The following is a 16050-nucleotide window of genomic DNA, read 5'->3' as shown; positions in this document are numbered from 1 at the left end:
GGAGCCGTGTGCCGCGCTGGGGTGGCGCGAGAGCGGGATCGTGCGGGTCCGTGCGTTGTCACTGCGCATCGCCACCGTCGGTTCCTCTCAACGTGTCCGGGCAGGCACCAATAGGCCCTGAACAGGGCCTATTCGAGCCAATCGGAGATCTGCGGGGTGATGTTCAGTGAACGACGGTCCGCACTCACGGGACAGGGCCCAGGATGTAGTCCTGCGTAATCCCGCGTAATCCAGGTGGAGAGGGTGACGGGGTGCCGAAGAACCCGGCCGTCGCGGAACTGATCAAGCGGGCTTGCCATGAACGAGGCTGGGGGCCATCGGAGTTGGCTCGTGCTCTCGGCCTCGCCGAATGCGGTGACCCGCGCCGCCTGCAGCGTCAGCACGCCCGGCGGTGGATAGAAGGCGAACGAACCCCCGGCCACTGGTGGCCCTACATCGCCCAGGTGCTGGCACTGGATCCCGAGGCGATCAACCTCTCGGAGCCCACGCCTGTGGCACCCCACACAGATACCGTTGCATCAGTCCTGCACCTGGGAAGGAGCGACGTGGAACGCCGGGAGTTCATCCTCGCCTCCAGCGGATACGCGCTGTCCGCACTCGGCCTGCCCGACATGGACAGCATCACCCGCCGAACCAAGACCGCCCTTCCCGGAGCCGTCCGCGTCGGCCAGGGCGAGGTGGCCGCCGTACGCCACATGGTCAAGGCCCTCGGCGACTCCGCCTCCGAACTCGGTGGCGGGCACGCCCGCCACCTGGCCGTCCGCTACCTCACCCAAGACGTCGCCCCTTGGCTGGAAGGCCACTTCACCGAAGCCACCGGCCGCGACCTGTTCGCCGCGACCTCCCAGCTCGTCCACCTCGCCGGCTGGATGGCACAGGACGAAGGCGACACCCCAGAGCTGCGCGGCCTCGCCCAGCGCTACTACGCGCATTCCTTCCGCTTGGCCGCCGAGGCCGGCGATCCGGAACTGTCGGCAACGGCTCTCCGGGGTCTCGCCGTCCAGTGCGTAGACCTCGGCTATCGCGCCGAAGCCGTCCAGCTCGGCGAAGCCTGCGTGGAGTACGGTCACCAGCTCGACAACCCGCGGGCCATCGCCTACTACGAGGCCACCCTCGCAAACGCCGCCGCCCAGGACGACGACCGCCGCATGGCGACCAAGCACCTCGCCCTGTCCGAGACCGCCATCGGCAAGCCGACCGCCGCAGCCGGCGACTCCTGGGCCGCCCACTACTCCCCCGGCCGCTGGGCCCACGAGTCCGGCATGATTCTCTCCCGCCTCGGCGACCTCGACGCCGCCGAGGAACACCTCCACCTCGCCCTCGACATCCACGGCCTCGACCGCCGCCGCACCCGCGCCATCGTCCTCGCCGACCTCGGCGGCGTCCGCCTCCGCCAAGGTGACGTCGACGGCGCCGTGGCCACCTGGAGCGACTTCCTCGACTGCGCCGACGGCATCCGCTCGGTAAAGGTTCAGGCCGCACTCCAGGACATGCGTGTACGACTGCGTCGCTACAGCGGAGTCCCGGAGGCCCAGGAGCTCCGCGAACAGGCAGCCCGCGTCACGGGCTGAAGCCCTCGCGTCACACCACAGCACCGCCTCAGCCCATATCTGATACCCAGTTAGTATTCCACCACGACATCAGTCGATATGTGGAGCTTGGGGGGACAATGCTCAACGTAGCTCGCATACTTGACGCTACATGGAAAAACCACTATAAGGGCCGCTATCTGGAAGAACTTCCAGATGTCATCGGCCTGGACGATATCTCACGCTTCTGGCCGTCTCTGCACAACGCGATCAGGGACGACCTCGCGCAAGATAAAACTCGGATCCGAAGCATCGAGATTATAAATCTCCCTAAAGATCCGGTCTCAGTTCGCCCACTAGTGCGTTTTTCAATTCGCGACAGAATCCTCTACGAGTCCCTCGTTTTCGGGTTGGCTCACTCCGTAGACAAAGAAATCTTCCCTTCTGTCTATAGTTACAGATGGAATCGACTCAGCTTTACGTTCCGCGATCCAATCAAAATGTGGCTGCGAATGCAAAAGGCGGCCTCTCGACATTTGATCAAAAATCCGAATCACTATGCGGCAAGAACAGACGTAACATCCTTTTACGAGAGCATCCACCTTGAGACCCTCACAGAGGACCTAGAGGCCGCAACCGGTCAGGTCGAGTGGGTCAATAAGCTCCGAATATATTTGGATTCTTTTCAATCTTTCCATAGCGCATGGGGAATTCCGCAGGGATCCGATGCATCCGGTATTTTGGCTAACCTGTACCTGCTCCCCGTCGATGAATTGTTGCGCCGCAGGGGCGTGCGCTCCCTAAGGTACTCAGATGACATGTACCTATTCGGGTCAGATTTTTGGGAGCTCAGAGATTCACTCCTGCAGATAAATGACGTCCTACGCTCACGACGCCTGAGCATGGCAACTCAGAAGACAGACATAATGAACACATCAAGTGCGATCAACTATTTCAGCGACGCCGAAAAAGATGCCATTCAGTACGGGATAGCCGTTGGAAACCCCGGCAGATCCGATCTGGTTCGCAAATATTTCGATACCGTACTGGAACGGGACCAAATTTCCGTCCGAGATCTTCGATTTGCCATTAACAGGCTTAAGCGACTGAACGACGACTACGCCCTTCCTTGGGTCCTAGATAATGCCACTAGGCACCCTCACATGTCTAAAGAAATCTTTGCTTACATGGCAAAGTTCATTGATGGAAGAGATGGCGAGGTTGCCACCAAACTAGCTTCCATGATGAGCAGCGGCGAGATCTCACCGTACCCGTACTCGCAGTTCCAGGTTCTTCGAATGGCCCTGAAATATGGCATCAAGGACGCCCGAATAATTGACGCCGCATGGCAAATTCTGGAAGACAAAAACAGAGGAAGCTTGCCCCGCGAATTTGCGGTGCGCTACATTGCCCGATCGGGAAGCCTATCCAGCGGAATGCTAATGAAGCACCGATTCGAGAACGAGCAAGAGGACTCGATGAGACGTGCCTTGATGGTCGGGATGTACGAATCGGGCTACTATCCCAAAAGACTCTTCACTTCCATCGCCCAGCATAAAGATGCACTCGGCCTAACTGCTTCCTATCTCGACACGTCTCCAAAAGTCCCAGTGATATGAAAGGCAGTCATGATGACACCAGCTCCATCTCCTTCCGTGGGCCTTCTCACCACGTTGAGCACTGATGCGAATTACAGTGCCCAGTCCTACTTCGAGGCAGCGAAATCTGCCGACTTCTGGAGCCGCATCATAGTCTTCTTGCCGGCGCTCGTTGCCGCACTGGCCGGAATGATAACCGCCTTTTACTCAATAAAGATTGGCGGCCCCGTATCTGCCGTTTCTGGAGCTGTTGCGGCTACCGCCGCATTCATCGGATCAGGGAAGCAAGCCAGCTCCTACAGGGAGTCGGCTCGAAAATACACGAATCTGAGGCACGCTGCGCGCCTGGAGATCGCAATGTCTCAGTCTAAAACTGAGCCAGAGCTAGAGAAGGTTGTGCGGGACCTCTTCGAACGCCGTGAAGCCATCGTCTCAAGCGATGAGCCCGTTCCTAATCGCTTTTTCGATCGCGCCTCGAAGAGAATCGACGCTGGGATCACCTCGTATAGCCAAGATGATGAGTGACACACCTTCCCCAACCGCATGGGCGCATTGCACTTGCCTACCGCAGACAACGGGCAAAACCCTCTTTCTCTGCGCACCTACCTGCTCGAATCGCCGGGTGAAGGACGCACCCGACCCCCACTGTGCCCACGCAGTCGACCTGACCACCTGGTTACGACCGGCCACACCGCACCAGGCCGCCCTCAGAGCTGGGCCTGCTGCGTCTGCCGCCGGCCCATCGGAGCAACCTCATCCTGATAGTCGCCACCCGGCGATCACCATCGGCCACGCAGCCCAGACCGGACGCCCGTCCGGGCGGTTGTCCACACGGGAGCTCGTGCCACAACGTGCCAGTGGGGACGGTAAACAGCGGTCACCAGGGGGCTGACGAAGCAGTCGGGCCAATGCCACCGGTGCGCGTTCCTGCAGGTCAGACGCTATTCACGAGACCAACCACCGTTGATTCCCAAGCTCAGAGCGCGAGTTCGATTCTCGTCACCCGCTCCATGAAAAAGCCCCAGGCCAGCGGCCGGGGGCTTCTTTGTTGTCTGGCCCACGGTATGTCTACCGTGAGCTGTGCTCACGGCGCCCTGGTGTGCACTGAGAACGCCGGAACTGTCACCCAGCGCGGTGGCCGCGTGGGACAGGCTGTCCGCCGCCGGTGCTCCTGGCCTCGCTCAACCTTCACGCCCCCGCCGGCCGAAAGCAGCCATGGCCGACGGAACTGCCGATCCGTGCGCGGGCGTGGTGTTCTACGGTGTTCGGGACCGATCGGCGGATGGTGAACGGGGGCTTCATGGCCGAGGGGACAGTGCTAGCGGAGCGGATAGCGGACCAGCGGGCCGGGGTGGGTGATCCGCGGGCGCTGCTGGGGGAGTTCCGGCGGGCGTTGGTGCTGGTGCCCATCGACGGCGGCGGGTTGTGGACCGCGGAGTCCGGCGGAGTCCGCTGGGTGTGCGGGTTCACGGACGAGGTGGCGTTGGCCCGGTTCGCTCAGGCGCGGAACGCACTCGACGGTGGCGGGGGCGCCGGGCGGTCGTGGGAGTTCGCGGAGTTGCGGGGTGCACGGTTGCTGGACGAGATCGTTCCGGCGATGGGGGTGCCGGCGGGGGTCGCGGTGAACATCGCCGACCCCGACGGGTCAATGTTCTTCCCGCCGGTGGCGGGGATCGTTCCGGATGCGGTCGCCATCGACGAGCAGGACGCGGAGGCTTCGGCTGTCGTACCGGGCCACGGTGAAGGGCAGGGGCGATGAGCGGCGGCGGTGCGGGGGATCTGCACATAGATCCGGCGAGCGTCAAGAAGATCACCAGTGGTCTGCGGGCGGCGGTGGACGAGCTGGAGGAGATCGGTTCCGGCACCGGGGCGGTCCTGGGCAAGGGGGTGTCGGGCCTGTCGATGACCGGTATGGAGGCCGGTCACTATGGGTTGTCGGTGACGTTCGAGGACTTCTGCGAGCGGTGGGAGTGGGGGGTCCGGGCGCTGGTCCAGGACGCCAACGCCATCGCGGCGAAGCTGTGCCTGTCCGCCGGGGTCCTGTGGGAGGAAGAGAAGTACATCGAGGGCACGCTGAAGATCGTGGTCAACGCCGGTGTGGGCAATCCGAACGCGTCCGAGGCCGACATCGTCAAGCAGGGCTGGGGGGACGTGCTCACCCCGGACTACCTGAGCCCCGACTACAGCCCCGAGTCGTTCCAGCGGGCCGCGGACGAGGCCGGGCAGACCTGGAAGGACACCGGCCGGGCACTGGTGACCGAGGGCAACGGCGGCCGGCAGAGCGACCTGATGAACAACCTGCTCGGCATCGACCAGGAAACGTTCGACCGGTCGGTGGACGAGACGTTCGGGCCCTCGCCCGAGGAGCGGGCCCGGCAACAGCAGCAGGACAACGGGGGCAACTGAACCATGGGACTCGGGGATCTTGTCAGCGATCTGACTCCGGACGTCATCGAGGACGCCGTCGAGGACGGCACGAAGTGGGTCGGTGATCGGGTAGAGGACGCCGGGGACTGGACGGCCGACCGGCTAGAGGACGTGGGCTGGGACTCCGGCGCGGACTGGGTGCGTGAGCAGTCGCGTTCGGTGGCGAACCGGATGGGCGCCGAGGTCGAGGAGATGGACCTCGGGCAGACCGAGGACAAGAAGAAGCTGATCTACGGCAGCCCGTCCGAAATCCGCTCGACCGCCACGCACCTGAAGAACCTGCAAGGTGCTCTCGACAACGTCGGCGGCGGGCTCAAGGGCCTGGACGCCTCCGAGCTCAAGGGCAAGACGGCGGACGCGTTCCGGGACTCGGTCTCCATCGAGCCGCCGAAGTGGTTCAAGGCCTCCGACGCCTTCGAGAAGGCCGCAGGGGCGCTGGAGTCATTCGCCGGGACGGTCGAATGGGCCCAGGGCCAGGCCCAGTTGGCGATCGACAAGTGGAAATCGGGCACCAAAGCCTCCGAGGAGGCGATGGACGCCCACAAGGAAAAGTGCGACACGTTCAACAAGGCCGTCGACACGTACAACGCCCTGCCCGCCGACAAACGCGACCCCGCCACCCTGCCGCCAAGGCCCGGCGAGTTCACCGACCCCGGCAAGGCCCGCATGGAGGAAGCACAGCGACTCCTGGCGGAAGCCCGTACGCAACGCAACACCGCAGCCGAGACCGCCCGCACCGCGGTGGCCGCCGCGCGCGACGCCGCGCCGAAGAAGCCGAGCTACGCCGAGCAGGCCATGGACGGGCTCGCCGAGACCCAGATCATGAACACGCACTTCGTCGGCGGGATCGCCAAGGGCACAGCCGGGCTCCTCAACTTCGTACGCACCGTCAACCCGATGGACCCGTACAACCTCACCCACCCCGCCGAGTACGCCCTCGCGCTGAACAACACCGCCGCCGGACTCGTCCAGGTCGCCAACGACCCCTGGGGCACCGGCAAGCAGATGGTCACCGACTTCATGAAGGACCCGGCCGAAGGACTCGGCCGCCTCGTCCCCGACCTGGTCCTCACCGCCGCGACCGGCGGCGGAGGCGCCGCAGTCAAGGGAGCCCGGACCGCGAAGGAACTCGCAGACCTCGCACAGGACGCGAACAAAGCACGCCGCCTCATCGACGACGCCCCCGAAGGCACCCACAACCGCCCCGACCTGGAACGCACCACCAAGGACACCGACCCGGTCGACCTCGCCTCCGGCCGCATGTTCCTGCCCCAGACCGACATCGTCCTGCCCGGCGTCCTTCCGCTCGCCTTCACCCGCCGCGTCGAATCCGGCTACACCGCAGGCCGCTTCTTCGGCCCCTCCTGGTCCTCCACCGTCGACGAACGCCTGGAGATCGACGCCACCGGCGTCATCCACCTCACCGACGACGGCCGCCTGATCACCTACCCCCACCCCGTCCCCGGCCTTCCGACCCGCCCCGAAACCGGCACCTCACGCAGCACCCTGGAACGCGACGCATACGGCGACTACACGCTCACCGACCCCGACACCGGCCTCATACGCCACTTCGACGCCCCGCCCGGAACGGAACCCGGCGAAGACGGTAACGCCTGGCTCGGCGAGATCAGCGACCGCAACAACAACACCATCACGTTCGACCGCACCGACGACGGCACACCCCTGGCACTCGTCCACTCCGCCGGCCACCACCTGAAGCTGGCACTGGCAGACGGACTCGTTACGAGCCTGGCGCTTACCCCCACGACCGGCGAGAACGGACTCACGACCGCCGACCCAACCGCGGCCCTCCCCCTGCGCACCTACGGATACACCGACGGCAACCTCACCAACGTCACCAAACCGTCCGGCGCCGCCCTCACCTTCGCCTACGACGAACGCCGCAGGGTGACAGCGTGGATCGATTCCAACAACAGCCGATACAGCTACGCTTACGACGACCGGGACCGCGTCGTTGCGGAGGGTGGTGAGGCGGGCCACTTCCAGCTCACCCTGACATACACCGAACCCGATCCGTCCACGGGCAACCGGACGACTACCCTCACCACCGCCGACGGCCGCTCCACCCGTCATCTCGTCGACAGCAGGTGCCGGGTCCTGGCCACTACCGACCCGTTGAGCAACACCACCCGCGACACCTTCGACGCCCGTGGGCACCGGCTGACGCACACCGACGCGCTTGGGCACACCACCACGCTGTCTTACGACGAGGAGGGCAGAGTCTCCGGGATCACGCAGGCGGACGGCGCCCGTCTCCGCGTCATGCGGGACCGGCTGGGGCACGTGACCGAGCTCGTGGAACCGGACGGCTCCCGACGCCTGCAGGAATTCGACGACCACGGCAATCGCACGGCGGTCACTGATCCCGGCGGCAGCACCGTCCGCTACACCTACGACACGGCGGGCCGGATCACCTCGGTCACCGACGCACTGGGGAACGTGACCAAGGTCCGCTGCGACCCTGCCGGATTGCCTGTGGAGATCATCGACCCGCTCGGTGGCACCACCCGCTACGACCGGGACTCTCTGGGCCGCCCGGTGCGCGTCACCGACCCACTGGGAGCGGTCACCCTCCTGCGCTGGAACCTCAACGGTGAACTCGCAGAGCGCACCGGCCCGGACGGCGGCACGGAGTCGTGGACCTACGACGGCGAGGGCAACCGACTCACCCATACCGATCCCATCGGCGGAACGAGTCGTTTCGAGTACACCCACTTCGATCTCCTGGCGGCCCGAACCGATCCCGACGGAGCCCGGTACGAGTTCACGCACGACGCGGACCTGCGCCTCACCCGGGTCACCAACCCGCAGGGACTCACCTGGACGTACGCCTACGACCGCGCCGGCCGACTGGTCTCCGAGACCGATTTCGACGGCCGCACCGCGGGTTACACCGTCGACGCGGCCGGGAGGATGGCAGCCTCCGTCACCCCGCTCGGGGAGACCGTCTCCTACTCTCGCGACGCCCTCGGCCGCGTGATCCGCAAGGACGCAGCCGGCCGGGTGACCACATTCGCGTACGACCCCGCAGGACGGCTGGTGCAGGCGAACGGCCCGAGCACCGAGCTGATCTACCAGTACGACCAGGCCGGGCGGGTGAAGACGGAACTTGCGGACGGCCGTGCCACCACGTACGCGTACGACGCGCTGGGACGGCGCACCCGCCGGGTCACCCCCACCGGCCGAAGCACCACCTACGGGTACGACGCGGCGGGCCGGCCCGCTGAACTGACCTGCGGTGAACGGCGCATCACCTTCGCCCACGACTCTGCCGGCCGGGAACGAGAACGCTCCTTCGGCGGCGCCCTTACCCTCGCCTCCACCTGGGATGCGGCGGGCCGACTCAGCACCCAGCACCTTGTTGGCCGCGACCGCACCACGCTGAACACACGCGCCTACGCCTACCGCACCGACGGGTACCTCACCGGTCTGGACGACAGCCTCAACGGGTCCCACCGCTTCGACCTGGACGGCGCCGGCCGCGTCACCCGGGTCACGGCTGCCGACTGGAACGAGGCGTACGCCTACGACGCCGCCGGCAACCAAACCGCCGCCACGTGGCCCTCATCCCACCCGGGCCACGACGCCACCGGTCTCCGTTCGTACACGGGAACCACTATCACCCGTGCTGGGAACACGCGGTACGAGCACGACGCCGCCGGCCGCATCACCCTGCGCCAAAAGGCCAGACTCTCCCGCAAGCCCGACACTTGGCGCTACGAATGGGACGCGGAAGACCGCATGACCGCCGCCACCACCCCGGACGGCTCTCGATGGCGGTACCACTACGACCCGCTTGGCCGCCGAATCGCCAAGGAGCGCCTCGGTGACGACCACCGGACCGTGGTCGAGGAGACCCGCTTCACGTGGGACGGCACCACCCTCTGCGAACAAGTCACCACCGCAACCGGACTGCCCCGGCCCATCGTCCTCACCTGGGACCACCAAGGGCTCGGCCCCCTGGCCCAGACCGAACGCATCCTCTCCGCCGATTCCTCCCAGCACACAGTGGACGAACGCTTCTTCGCCATCGTCACCGACCTGGTCGGCGCACCCACCGAACTCGTCGACGAAACGGGTTCTTTGGCCTGGCACACCCGAACCACCCTCTGGGGCACCACCACCTGGGCCAGGCGCAGCACCGCGTACACGCCTCTCCGATTCCCGGGCCAGTATTACGACCCCGAAACCGGCCTCCACCACAACCACCACCGGCATTACGACCCGGAAACAGCCCGCTACACGACACCGGACCCCCTGGGGCTGGCCCCGGCCCCCAACCCGTCGACGTACGTCCACAACCCACACACATGGTCCGACCCCCTGGGCCTGGCACCTCGTTGTCTGAACGACACAGGGCGGGAGGGCAAGGATGTCAACGAGAACTTCGTGCCGGGCTCGGCCGAGGGCCAGCGGCTCGCCGAACAACTGCGCAGAGAATCAGCCGGCTCCATCTTCAATGAGAACGGCTGGCTCACGCCCGATGCTATCGCCGACTCACGGCGGGTGATCGATGGAGAAAAGATCGGCAACCCCGCAGTGCGTGAGGCCATGACGTCGGACGGAAGCAATCTCAGCGACTGGGGTAAATACACCACCAGGACGCACCAGTCACCTTACGGGGACTTCCAGGTGCATTATTATTACAATCCCGAAACGGGGCGGGTTTTGAATTACGACTACAAGGTAATCATGAACAGAAGGTAAGGCGCATGCGCGTTCGAGTGAACATCGACAACACCACGGACCCCAAAATCACACAGGGGATCGCCACCCTCACTAATGGACATGAGTACGCGGTTCTCGAAATCTCCACTCGTTTCAAAATGGCCAGCTCTTTCCGCATCGAATTCATTGAGGGCGGGCTGAGGCAGTCCGCGCTCTTCGACACCCGAATTTTCACCGTCACTTCCCACTCTCTGCCGCCGACCTGGCGATACTTCCAGCTCGAATCCGGATCCTTCTCCCTGTGTCCAGAATCTTGGAACGAGGCCGGTTTTTGGGAGGCCTACTACGACGGGGATCCGCGAGCAATCGAGATGTACGAACGCGAGCGGGCGGTAATCCTGGCCCATTCGTAGAAGTACGTTCGCGGGACGGACGGGACCCCGGGCACGCCGGTCTTCGGTATGTACACTCCGAAATCCCTCCCCGACCGGGCGCGAGGACGCCGGGGACTGGACGGCCGGCCGGAGGACATGGGCTGGGACTCCGGCGCGGACTGGGGTGCGTGAGCAGTCGCGTTCGGTGGCGGACCGGATGGGCGTCGAGGGCCTGCGCGGGCCACGCTTCGACACAGCGGTGCGGACGATGAAGTACCAAGCGTTCACCCGCTCCATGGAAAAGCCCCAGGCCAGCGGCCCGGGGCTTTCGTGTTGCCCAGAATCTCCACGCGTATCACCGCCGTCGGCGGCTCCCGGGAGGAGGATCTGTCTGATTTCGCCGCCGAGGTGGCCGCTTCCCGGCTTCCCGATGCGGCGCGGTTCAGTGATTTCGCCGCCGCGCTGACCTGGGACGCCGCACTGACCATGCTCGCCTCCGCGCTGCCCGCCGACTCCCCCAGCGTGGTGGTCCTCGATGAGATGCCTTACCTCGTACGCGAGGACCCGAGCTTCGAAGGGACACTGCAGAAGGCATTCGACCGGACGTTGTCGAAACTGCCCGTTCTGCTCATCCTCATCGGCTCCGACATCGCCATGATGGAACAGCTCAACACCTACGGGAGGCCCTTCTATCAGCGGGGCACCGAACTGGTGGTGCCGCCGTTGAATCCGGCAGAGGTCGCCGCGATGCTCGATCTGCCGCCCGCCGACGCCTTCGACGCCTACCTGATCTCCGGCGGTCTCCCGCTCATCCTGGAGGAATGGCCACAGGGCGCCGGACTGTGGGACTACCTCGAACTGGCCCTGCGCAGGCCGACCTCCGCCCTGCTGGTCAGCGGCGAGCGGTCCCTGGCCGCCGAGTTCCCCGCCGAGGCGCAAGCCCGCACCGTCCTGGGCGCCATCGGCCACGGCGAACGCACCTTCACCCTGATCGGCAGAGCCGCCGGCGGCCTCAACCCCAGCTCGGTATCCCGCTCGCTGGAGCTCCTCACCTCCCGCCGCATGGTCTCCGCGGAACTGCCCCTCTCCACCAAACCCAGCCGTGAAACCCGCTATCGCATCGACGACCCGTACCTGCGCTTCTGGCTCTCCTTCATCGGCCCCGGCATCCCCGCGATCGAACGCGGCCGGGGCGACCGCGTCCTCGACACCATCCGCGCCAGCTGGACGTCCTGGCGGGGCAGGGCCATCGAGCCCGTCATCCGCGAAGCCTTGTGGCGACTGGGCTCCGACGACGGGCAGCTACCTGCGGACACCGATGCCATCGGCGGCTACTGGACCCGCACCAACGACCCGGAGATCGACATCGTCGGCGCCGACCGCGCCCCCATCGCCAAGAAGATCACCCTCGTGGGTTCGGTCAAGTGGCTGGAGAAGAAGCCCTTCGACAACCGCGACCTCGCCCGCCTCATCACCCACCGCTCACAGCTCCCCGGCGCCGACGACACCACCCCCTTGCTTGCCGTCACCCGCAACGGCTGCACCGCCGACGTCCCCACCCTCACGCCGGAGGACCTCCATGGCGCCTGGACCTGAATCTGTGACAGGCCGTGCCACTACGTGCCAGTAGGAGCGGTATGGAGCGGTCACCACAGGTGCCGATACGACACTCGGATCCGGGAAGCATGACCTTGTTCCCGCAGTTCAGGCGGCACATTAGGGTCCGAGTGCCAAGTGATTCCCAAGCTCAGAGCGCGAGTTCGATTCTCGTCACCCGCTCCATGAAATAGCCCCAGGCCAGCGGCCCGGGGCTTCCTCGTATGTGGCACCTTGTCACCGTCCGGTCGGCTTCTCCGGCCTCTCCCTGGATAATCGACGTACGGCATCACAGCCCAGCCTTTCCGATCTCAGCCGTGCCAAGATCGCCCGGCGCGCGCCCGCAGCGCTCTCCGAGCTCGCCGGCCCCGAGCACGGCACAGTGAGCCTGCCGCTCCACCTGGCATGGTCCGGACTGACCACGTTCGACCTTGACCAGCCACGTCTACGGATGAGCTAATACCGCATCGCCCTGGCCGAGGGCCAGCACGACGATCCGATCCAATACCTCAATCGCGGCCTTCTCGTCAGCCTGTGGCCTACACTGCGCACGCTGATCAGCCGTGATGTCCGTGAAGTCTGGGAACGCTCATTCGACGAGCTGGCTCACAGTACCCAGGCCGCTGCGTGAACCTCACCGGTCTGCACCGTCGCCTGCTTGCAGACGTGCTCGCCGTAGGTGGCGCATATCCTCTGGCGCTTACCGGTGGCTACGCAGTCCAGGCGCACGGTCTGGTCGATCGGCTCAGCCAGGACCTCGATGTCGCGACCGAAAACCTCGAGTGCATGGACAACATTGCGACTGCCATACGCATCGGCTTGGAGCAGCGTGGGGTGGCAGGTCAGTGCTCTGGAAGCGGACCCGCTGTCCGCGCGCCTGATCGTCACCGACCCTGTCAGCCGTGAAGAGTGCGAGGTCGACATCCTCAAGGAAGTACTCTGGCGGCCACCCGTAAACACCGAGCACGGCTTGGTGCTGTCCCTCGAAGATGTCGTGGGCACGAAAGTCCGCGCCCTGGCCGACCGCGGACTCGCCAGGGACCTTATCGACGTGCAGGCCGCCACGGGCCGTAGGAACCCCGGTCGAACTCGAGGAACTCGGACGGCGCCACGCCCGGGACTCCTTCGATCTCAGCGAGCTCCAAGCTCAGCTGGGTGGAGCCGACTGGATCGATGACACCGAATTCGCCGCCTACGGACTCGACGACGACGCGATCGCCGGGCTACGTCAGTGGGCACAGACCTGGGCCGACGACATCGGGGAACGACTTCACGAGCTCGCGTCCCCGCACAAAGGCTGATGGCTCGCCGAATGCCGACTACGCGAGAGGGGGCTGATCGCCCCTCGGCCGTCGTGCCCCATCCGTGCCCTGCGGAGCACATCAGCGGTCAAGTGCGGCTCCCAGAGACCTCGCCGACCTCACCTGGACCGGGCAAACATGCAGGTCAGGGCGACTGCGCCAGTCCAAGAACCATTGATTCCAAAGCTCAGAGCGCGAGTTCGGTTCTCGTCACCCGCTCTTTGATGTAGGCCCCGGTCGGAGACCGGGACCTACATCGTTGTCTCAACACGTTCAGGAACCGCGCACCACCTCAGCACCCCCTGTCCCGTCCTTCCGCTGGTCGCACCACTCTTCGCGGGTAGCCCGTGGCTCCGGTCCAACCCGCCGACAGCCTCACGCTGCCACTCGTGGTCCGCATGCTTGTGGATCGGCACGGCTCTCTCGTTCGACTACTTCTGGGCTACATCCGGTCGGGCCGGCCGGCGGGCCGACGCTTCCGACACGTCGAGACCGGCGCACCGCCCGATTGCCGCTCGCCGGCCGACTCAGGAGTGCTCGAAGCGCGCGCTTCCAGGGACGCGCTCCGGTCGCAGCTGTGCCTCAGGTCAGAGCGCCGAGGTGTAGGCAGCGAAGAACGGTGTCTTCACCGGCGCTCCGCCGGGGTCGAAGCACGCCACGTAGAGCCGGACGGAACCACTGGTCCTGTCCCAGGGCCTGTACAGGCCGCAGTAGTCGGCGCTGCTTCCGTAAGCAGTGACTTGGGCGGTGTCCGACGGGACGGCCACCGACGGCATGGTGACCGTGAAGGGCGCTCCCGAGCCGCCGAGGCTATTGGTGGCTCCGCTGGAGTTGTAGTTGGTCAGCGCGGGCAGCGACCCGTTGTACCAGAGGTACCCGAAGGACTTCGGCGGAAAGGCCGGACCGTGTACCGCTCGCAGATAGGAGTAACTCAGAGTCCACTCGGTGTCGTACGGCTTGTTGGACGCGTCGTAGCAGGCAACGATCACGGTCTGCCCCGCCGTCCCCGGTGTCCAGTCGGACACCTTGCACCGCGCTCCCTGCTTCGGGTCCACCGCGGTGACCTGGAGATCGCCAGCGTAGCTGGACAGCCCGAGAGAGGGCAGCCACGCCTTCCAGATGCCCGTCGAGCCTTTGCTCACCGCGTTGGCGGAGCCTGCGGAGTTGTACTGGGTGAGGACGGTGCCGCTGCTGTCCGAGTTCAGGTAGCCGTACGAACCGGAGGGTGTGGTGGGCAGTCCACTGCTGCTCGTGTAGAGGACTGTGAAGGTGGAGTTGTCCGGTGCACCGCTGGGGAGGTAGCAGTTCACGTACACGTCTTGACCGGGTCCCACGGTCTTCCAGTCGGCGATCTGACACCAGTGGGCAGCGCTGTTCACCGCGGTGGCGTGGGCAATGCCATCCGGTCCGCCGATCAGCGGGAAGTGCACCACGTACGACCCGAGACCGATCTGGTCGACCTTGACGGGATTTACGGAGGGGGAGGCCCAACTGCCCCACTGGCGCGAGGGGTCGGGTGCGTAGCCTGCGGGCGGTGTCGCGTTGTCCAGGTACGCGAAACCCCAGCGGTCGGGCACAGCGGCGCGTGCGGGGCCGGCTGCGGGTAGAGCTGCGGCCAGAAGAGCGGCCACCATGCCCAGAACGAGCATCACGGCCCGGACGGGTCTGCTCGACAGACGTGAGGTGCGGACGTGCATGGGCGTGCCTCCTGTTGATGAGGTCGGTACTGCCTGCGCGATCCGGTGCTTGAGTGCGATTGCCCGACACGTACCGCGGGGCCTGGGCTCAGCCCTCCTGCGGCTTCTCAGAACGGCAGGGCGTACACCCCGGCGGCGTGCAGCGGGTCCGAAATTCGATACTCAATGTCCCAGAAGTACGGCCCGGCAGAACGCTGTCGGCCAGCCGTTTCGGCGCTCGCCTCACCTGCCGCTCGGGCACGGAGGCTCACTCTGTTCGCCCGGTGCACAGGGCAAACCAACAGTTGAAGCCGCTGTCATGCCGACTGCTCTTTCTCGTCGCCCCTCCCGCCTCACCTGCCTCTGTACACAGCGCAGCCGGGCCTGTCCGGAACCCGCCTGCATCCGGTCGACACCTCCACCGCAACCGCCGCCACCCCACGCCCCCGATCCGAGCCCGGCCTCCCCCGGTCTGGTCCCGACACCGATCGCGGTGACCCACATCGATACCCGACGCCCTGGCCTCCCGGTCGACAACACCAACCAATGTCGCCTGGACCTGCATCCGGGACCGGCCGTGCCACTTCGTGCCAGTCAGAGTGGTTGACAGCGGTAAGCAGCAGCACCCACCAGGGGTCGAAAGATGCTGTGCGACTGCGTTTTGCAGGTCAGGTCACACAGGGAAGACTGAAGACAGGGTGATTCCCAAGCTCAGAGCGCGAGTTCGATTCTCGTCACCCGCTCTTTGATAAAGGCCCTGCTCAATGAGCCTCTTCGAGTTGGCCCCCGATCGGGTGATGGGCCGTGAAGTGCAACGAGCGAGGCCCCCGGGCTGTTGATCGAGATGTCTGACGTCTCAA

The 16050-nt window shown here is 65.4% G+C and carries 9 protein-coding genes and 2 pseudogenes; 10 read left to right on the top strand and 1 reads right to left on the bottom strand.

What is annotated here, in order from left to right:
• Nucleotides 1-545 precede the first annotated feature (545 nt).
• From ACZ4LX_RS21965 to ACZ4LX_RS21920, 10 genes and pseudogenes are all read left to right on the top strand, one after another.
• A complete protein-coding gene (locus ACZ4LX_RS21965; protein WP_467637887.1) occupies nt 546-1571 on the top strand; it encodes a tetratricopeptide repeat protein in 1026 nt (341 codons plus the stop codon).
• A gap of 98 nt (nt 1572-1669) precedes the next feature.
• Nucleotides 1670-3148: an RNA-directed DNA polymerase gene (locus tag ACZ4LX_RS21960; RefSeq protein ID WP_467637885.1), complete on the top strand. Its 1479-nt coding sequence runs from the start codon at nt 1670-1672 to the stop codon at nt 3146-3148.
• A gap of 9 nt (nt 3149-3157) precedes the next feature.
• The gene (locus tag ACZ4LX_RS21955) at nt 3158-3652 is read left to right on the top strand and encodes a hypothetical protein (RefSeq protein WP_467637882.1); all 495 of its coding nucleotides are present in this window, start codon (nt 3158-3160) and stop codon (nt 3650-3652) included.
• A gap of 775 nt (nt 3653-4427) precedes the next feature.
• Nucleotides 4428-4886 carry a hypothetical protein gene (locus ACZ4LX_RS21950; RefSeq protein WP_467637879.1) on the top strand — a complete coding sequence of 153 codons (459 nt, stop codon included), beginning with the start codon at nt 4428-4430 and terminating at the stop codon, nt 4884-4886.
• A complete protein-coding gene (locus ACZ4LX_RS21945; protein WP_467637876.1) occupies nt 4883-5533 on the top strand; it encodes a hypothetical protein in 651 nt (216 codons plus the stop codon). The genes ACZ4LX_RS21950 and ACZ4LX_RS21945 overlap by 4 nt, the downstream gene beginning before the upstream one ends.
• A gap of 3 nt (nt 5534-5536) precedes the next feature.
• Nucleotides 5537-10282, top strand: coding sequence for a putative T7SS-secreted protein (locus tag ACZ4LX_RS21940; protein WP_467637873.1), 4746 nt, complete (start codon nt 5537-5539; stop codon nt 10280-10282).
• A gap of 17 nt (nt 10283-10299) precedes the next feature.
• Nucleotides 10300-10656, top strand: coding sequence for a hypothetical protein (locus ACZ4LX_RS21935; RefSeq protein ID WP_467637870.1), 357 nt, complete (start codon nt 10300-10302; stop codon nt 10654-10656).
• A gap of 291 nt (nt 10657-10947) precedes the next feature.
• The gene (locus ACZ4LX_RS21930) at nt 10948-12213 is read left to right on the top strand and encodes an ATP-binding protein (RefSeq protein WP_467637867.1); all 1266 of its coding nucleotides are present in this window, start codon (nt 10948-10950) and stop codon (nt 12211-12213) included.
• A 268-nt stretch (nt 12214-12481) separates the two neighbouring features.
• Nucleotides 12482-12844 (top strand): annotated as a pseudogene (locus ACZ4LX_RS21925) (transcriptional regulator).
• Nucleotides 12841-13514 (top strand): annotated as a pseudogene (locus ACZ4LX_RS21920) (nucleotidyl transferase AbiEii/AbiGii toxin family protein). The pseudogenes ACZ4LX_RS21925 and ACZ4LX_RS21920 overlap by 4 nt, the downstream one beginning before the upstream one ends.
• A 587-nt stretch (nt 13515-14101) precedes the next feature.
• Here the strand turns inward: ACZ4LX_RS21920 and ACZ4LX_RS21915 are convergent.
• Nucleotides 14102-15211 (bottom strand): hypothetical protein, encoded by a 1110-nt coding sequence (locus ACZ4LX_RS21915; RefSeq protein WP_467637864.1) that lies wholly within the window; start codon nt 15209-15211, stop codon nt 14102-14104.
• Nucleotides 15212-16050: the final 839 nt, after the last annotated feature.

Source organism: Streptomyces sp. NPDC026062 (genome assembly GCF_055568375.1).
This window is presented reverse-complemented; position numbering and strand designations above follow the sequence as displayed.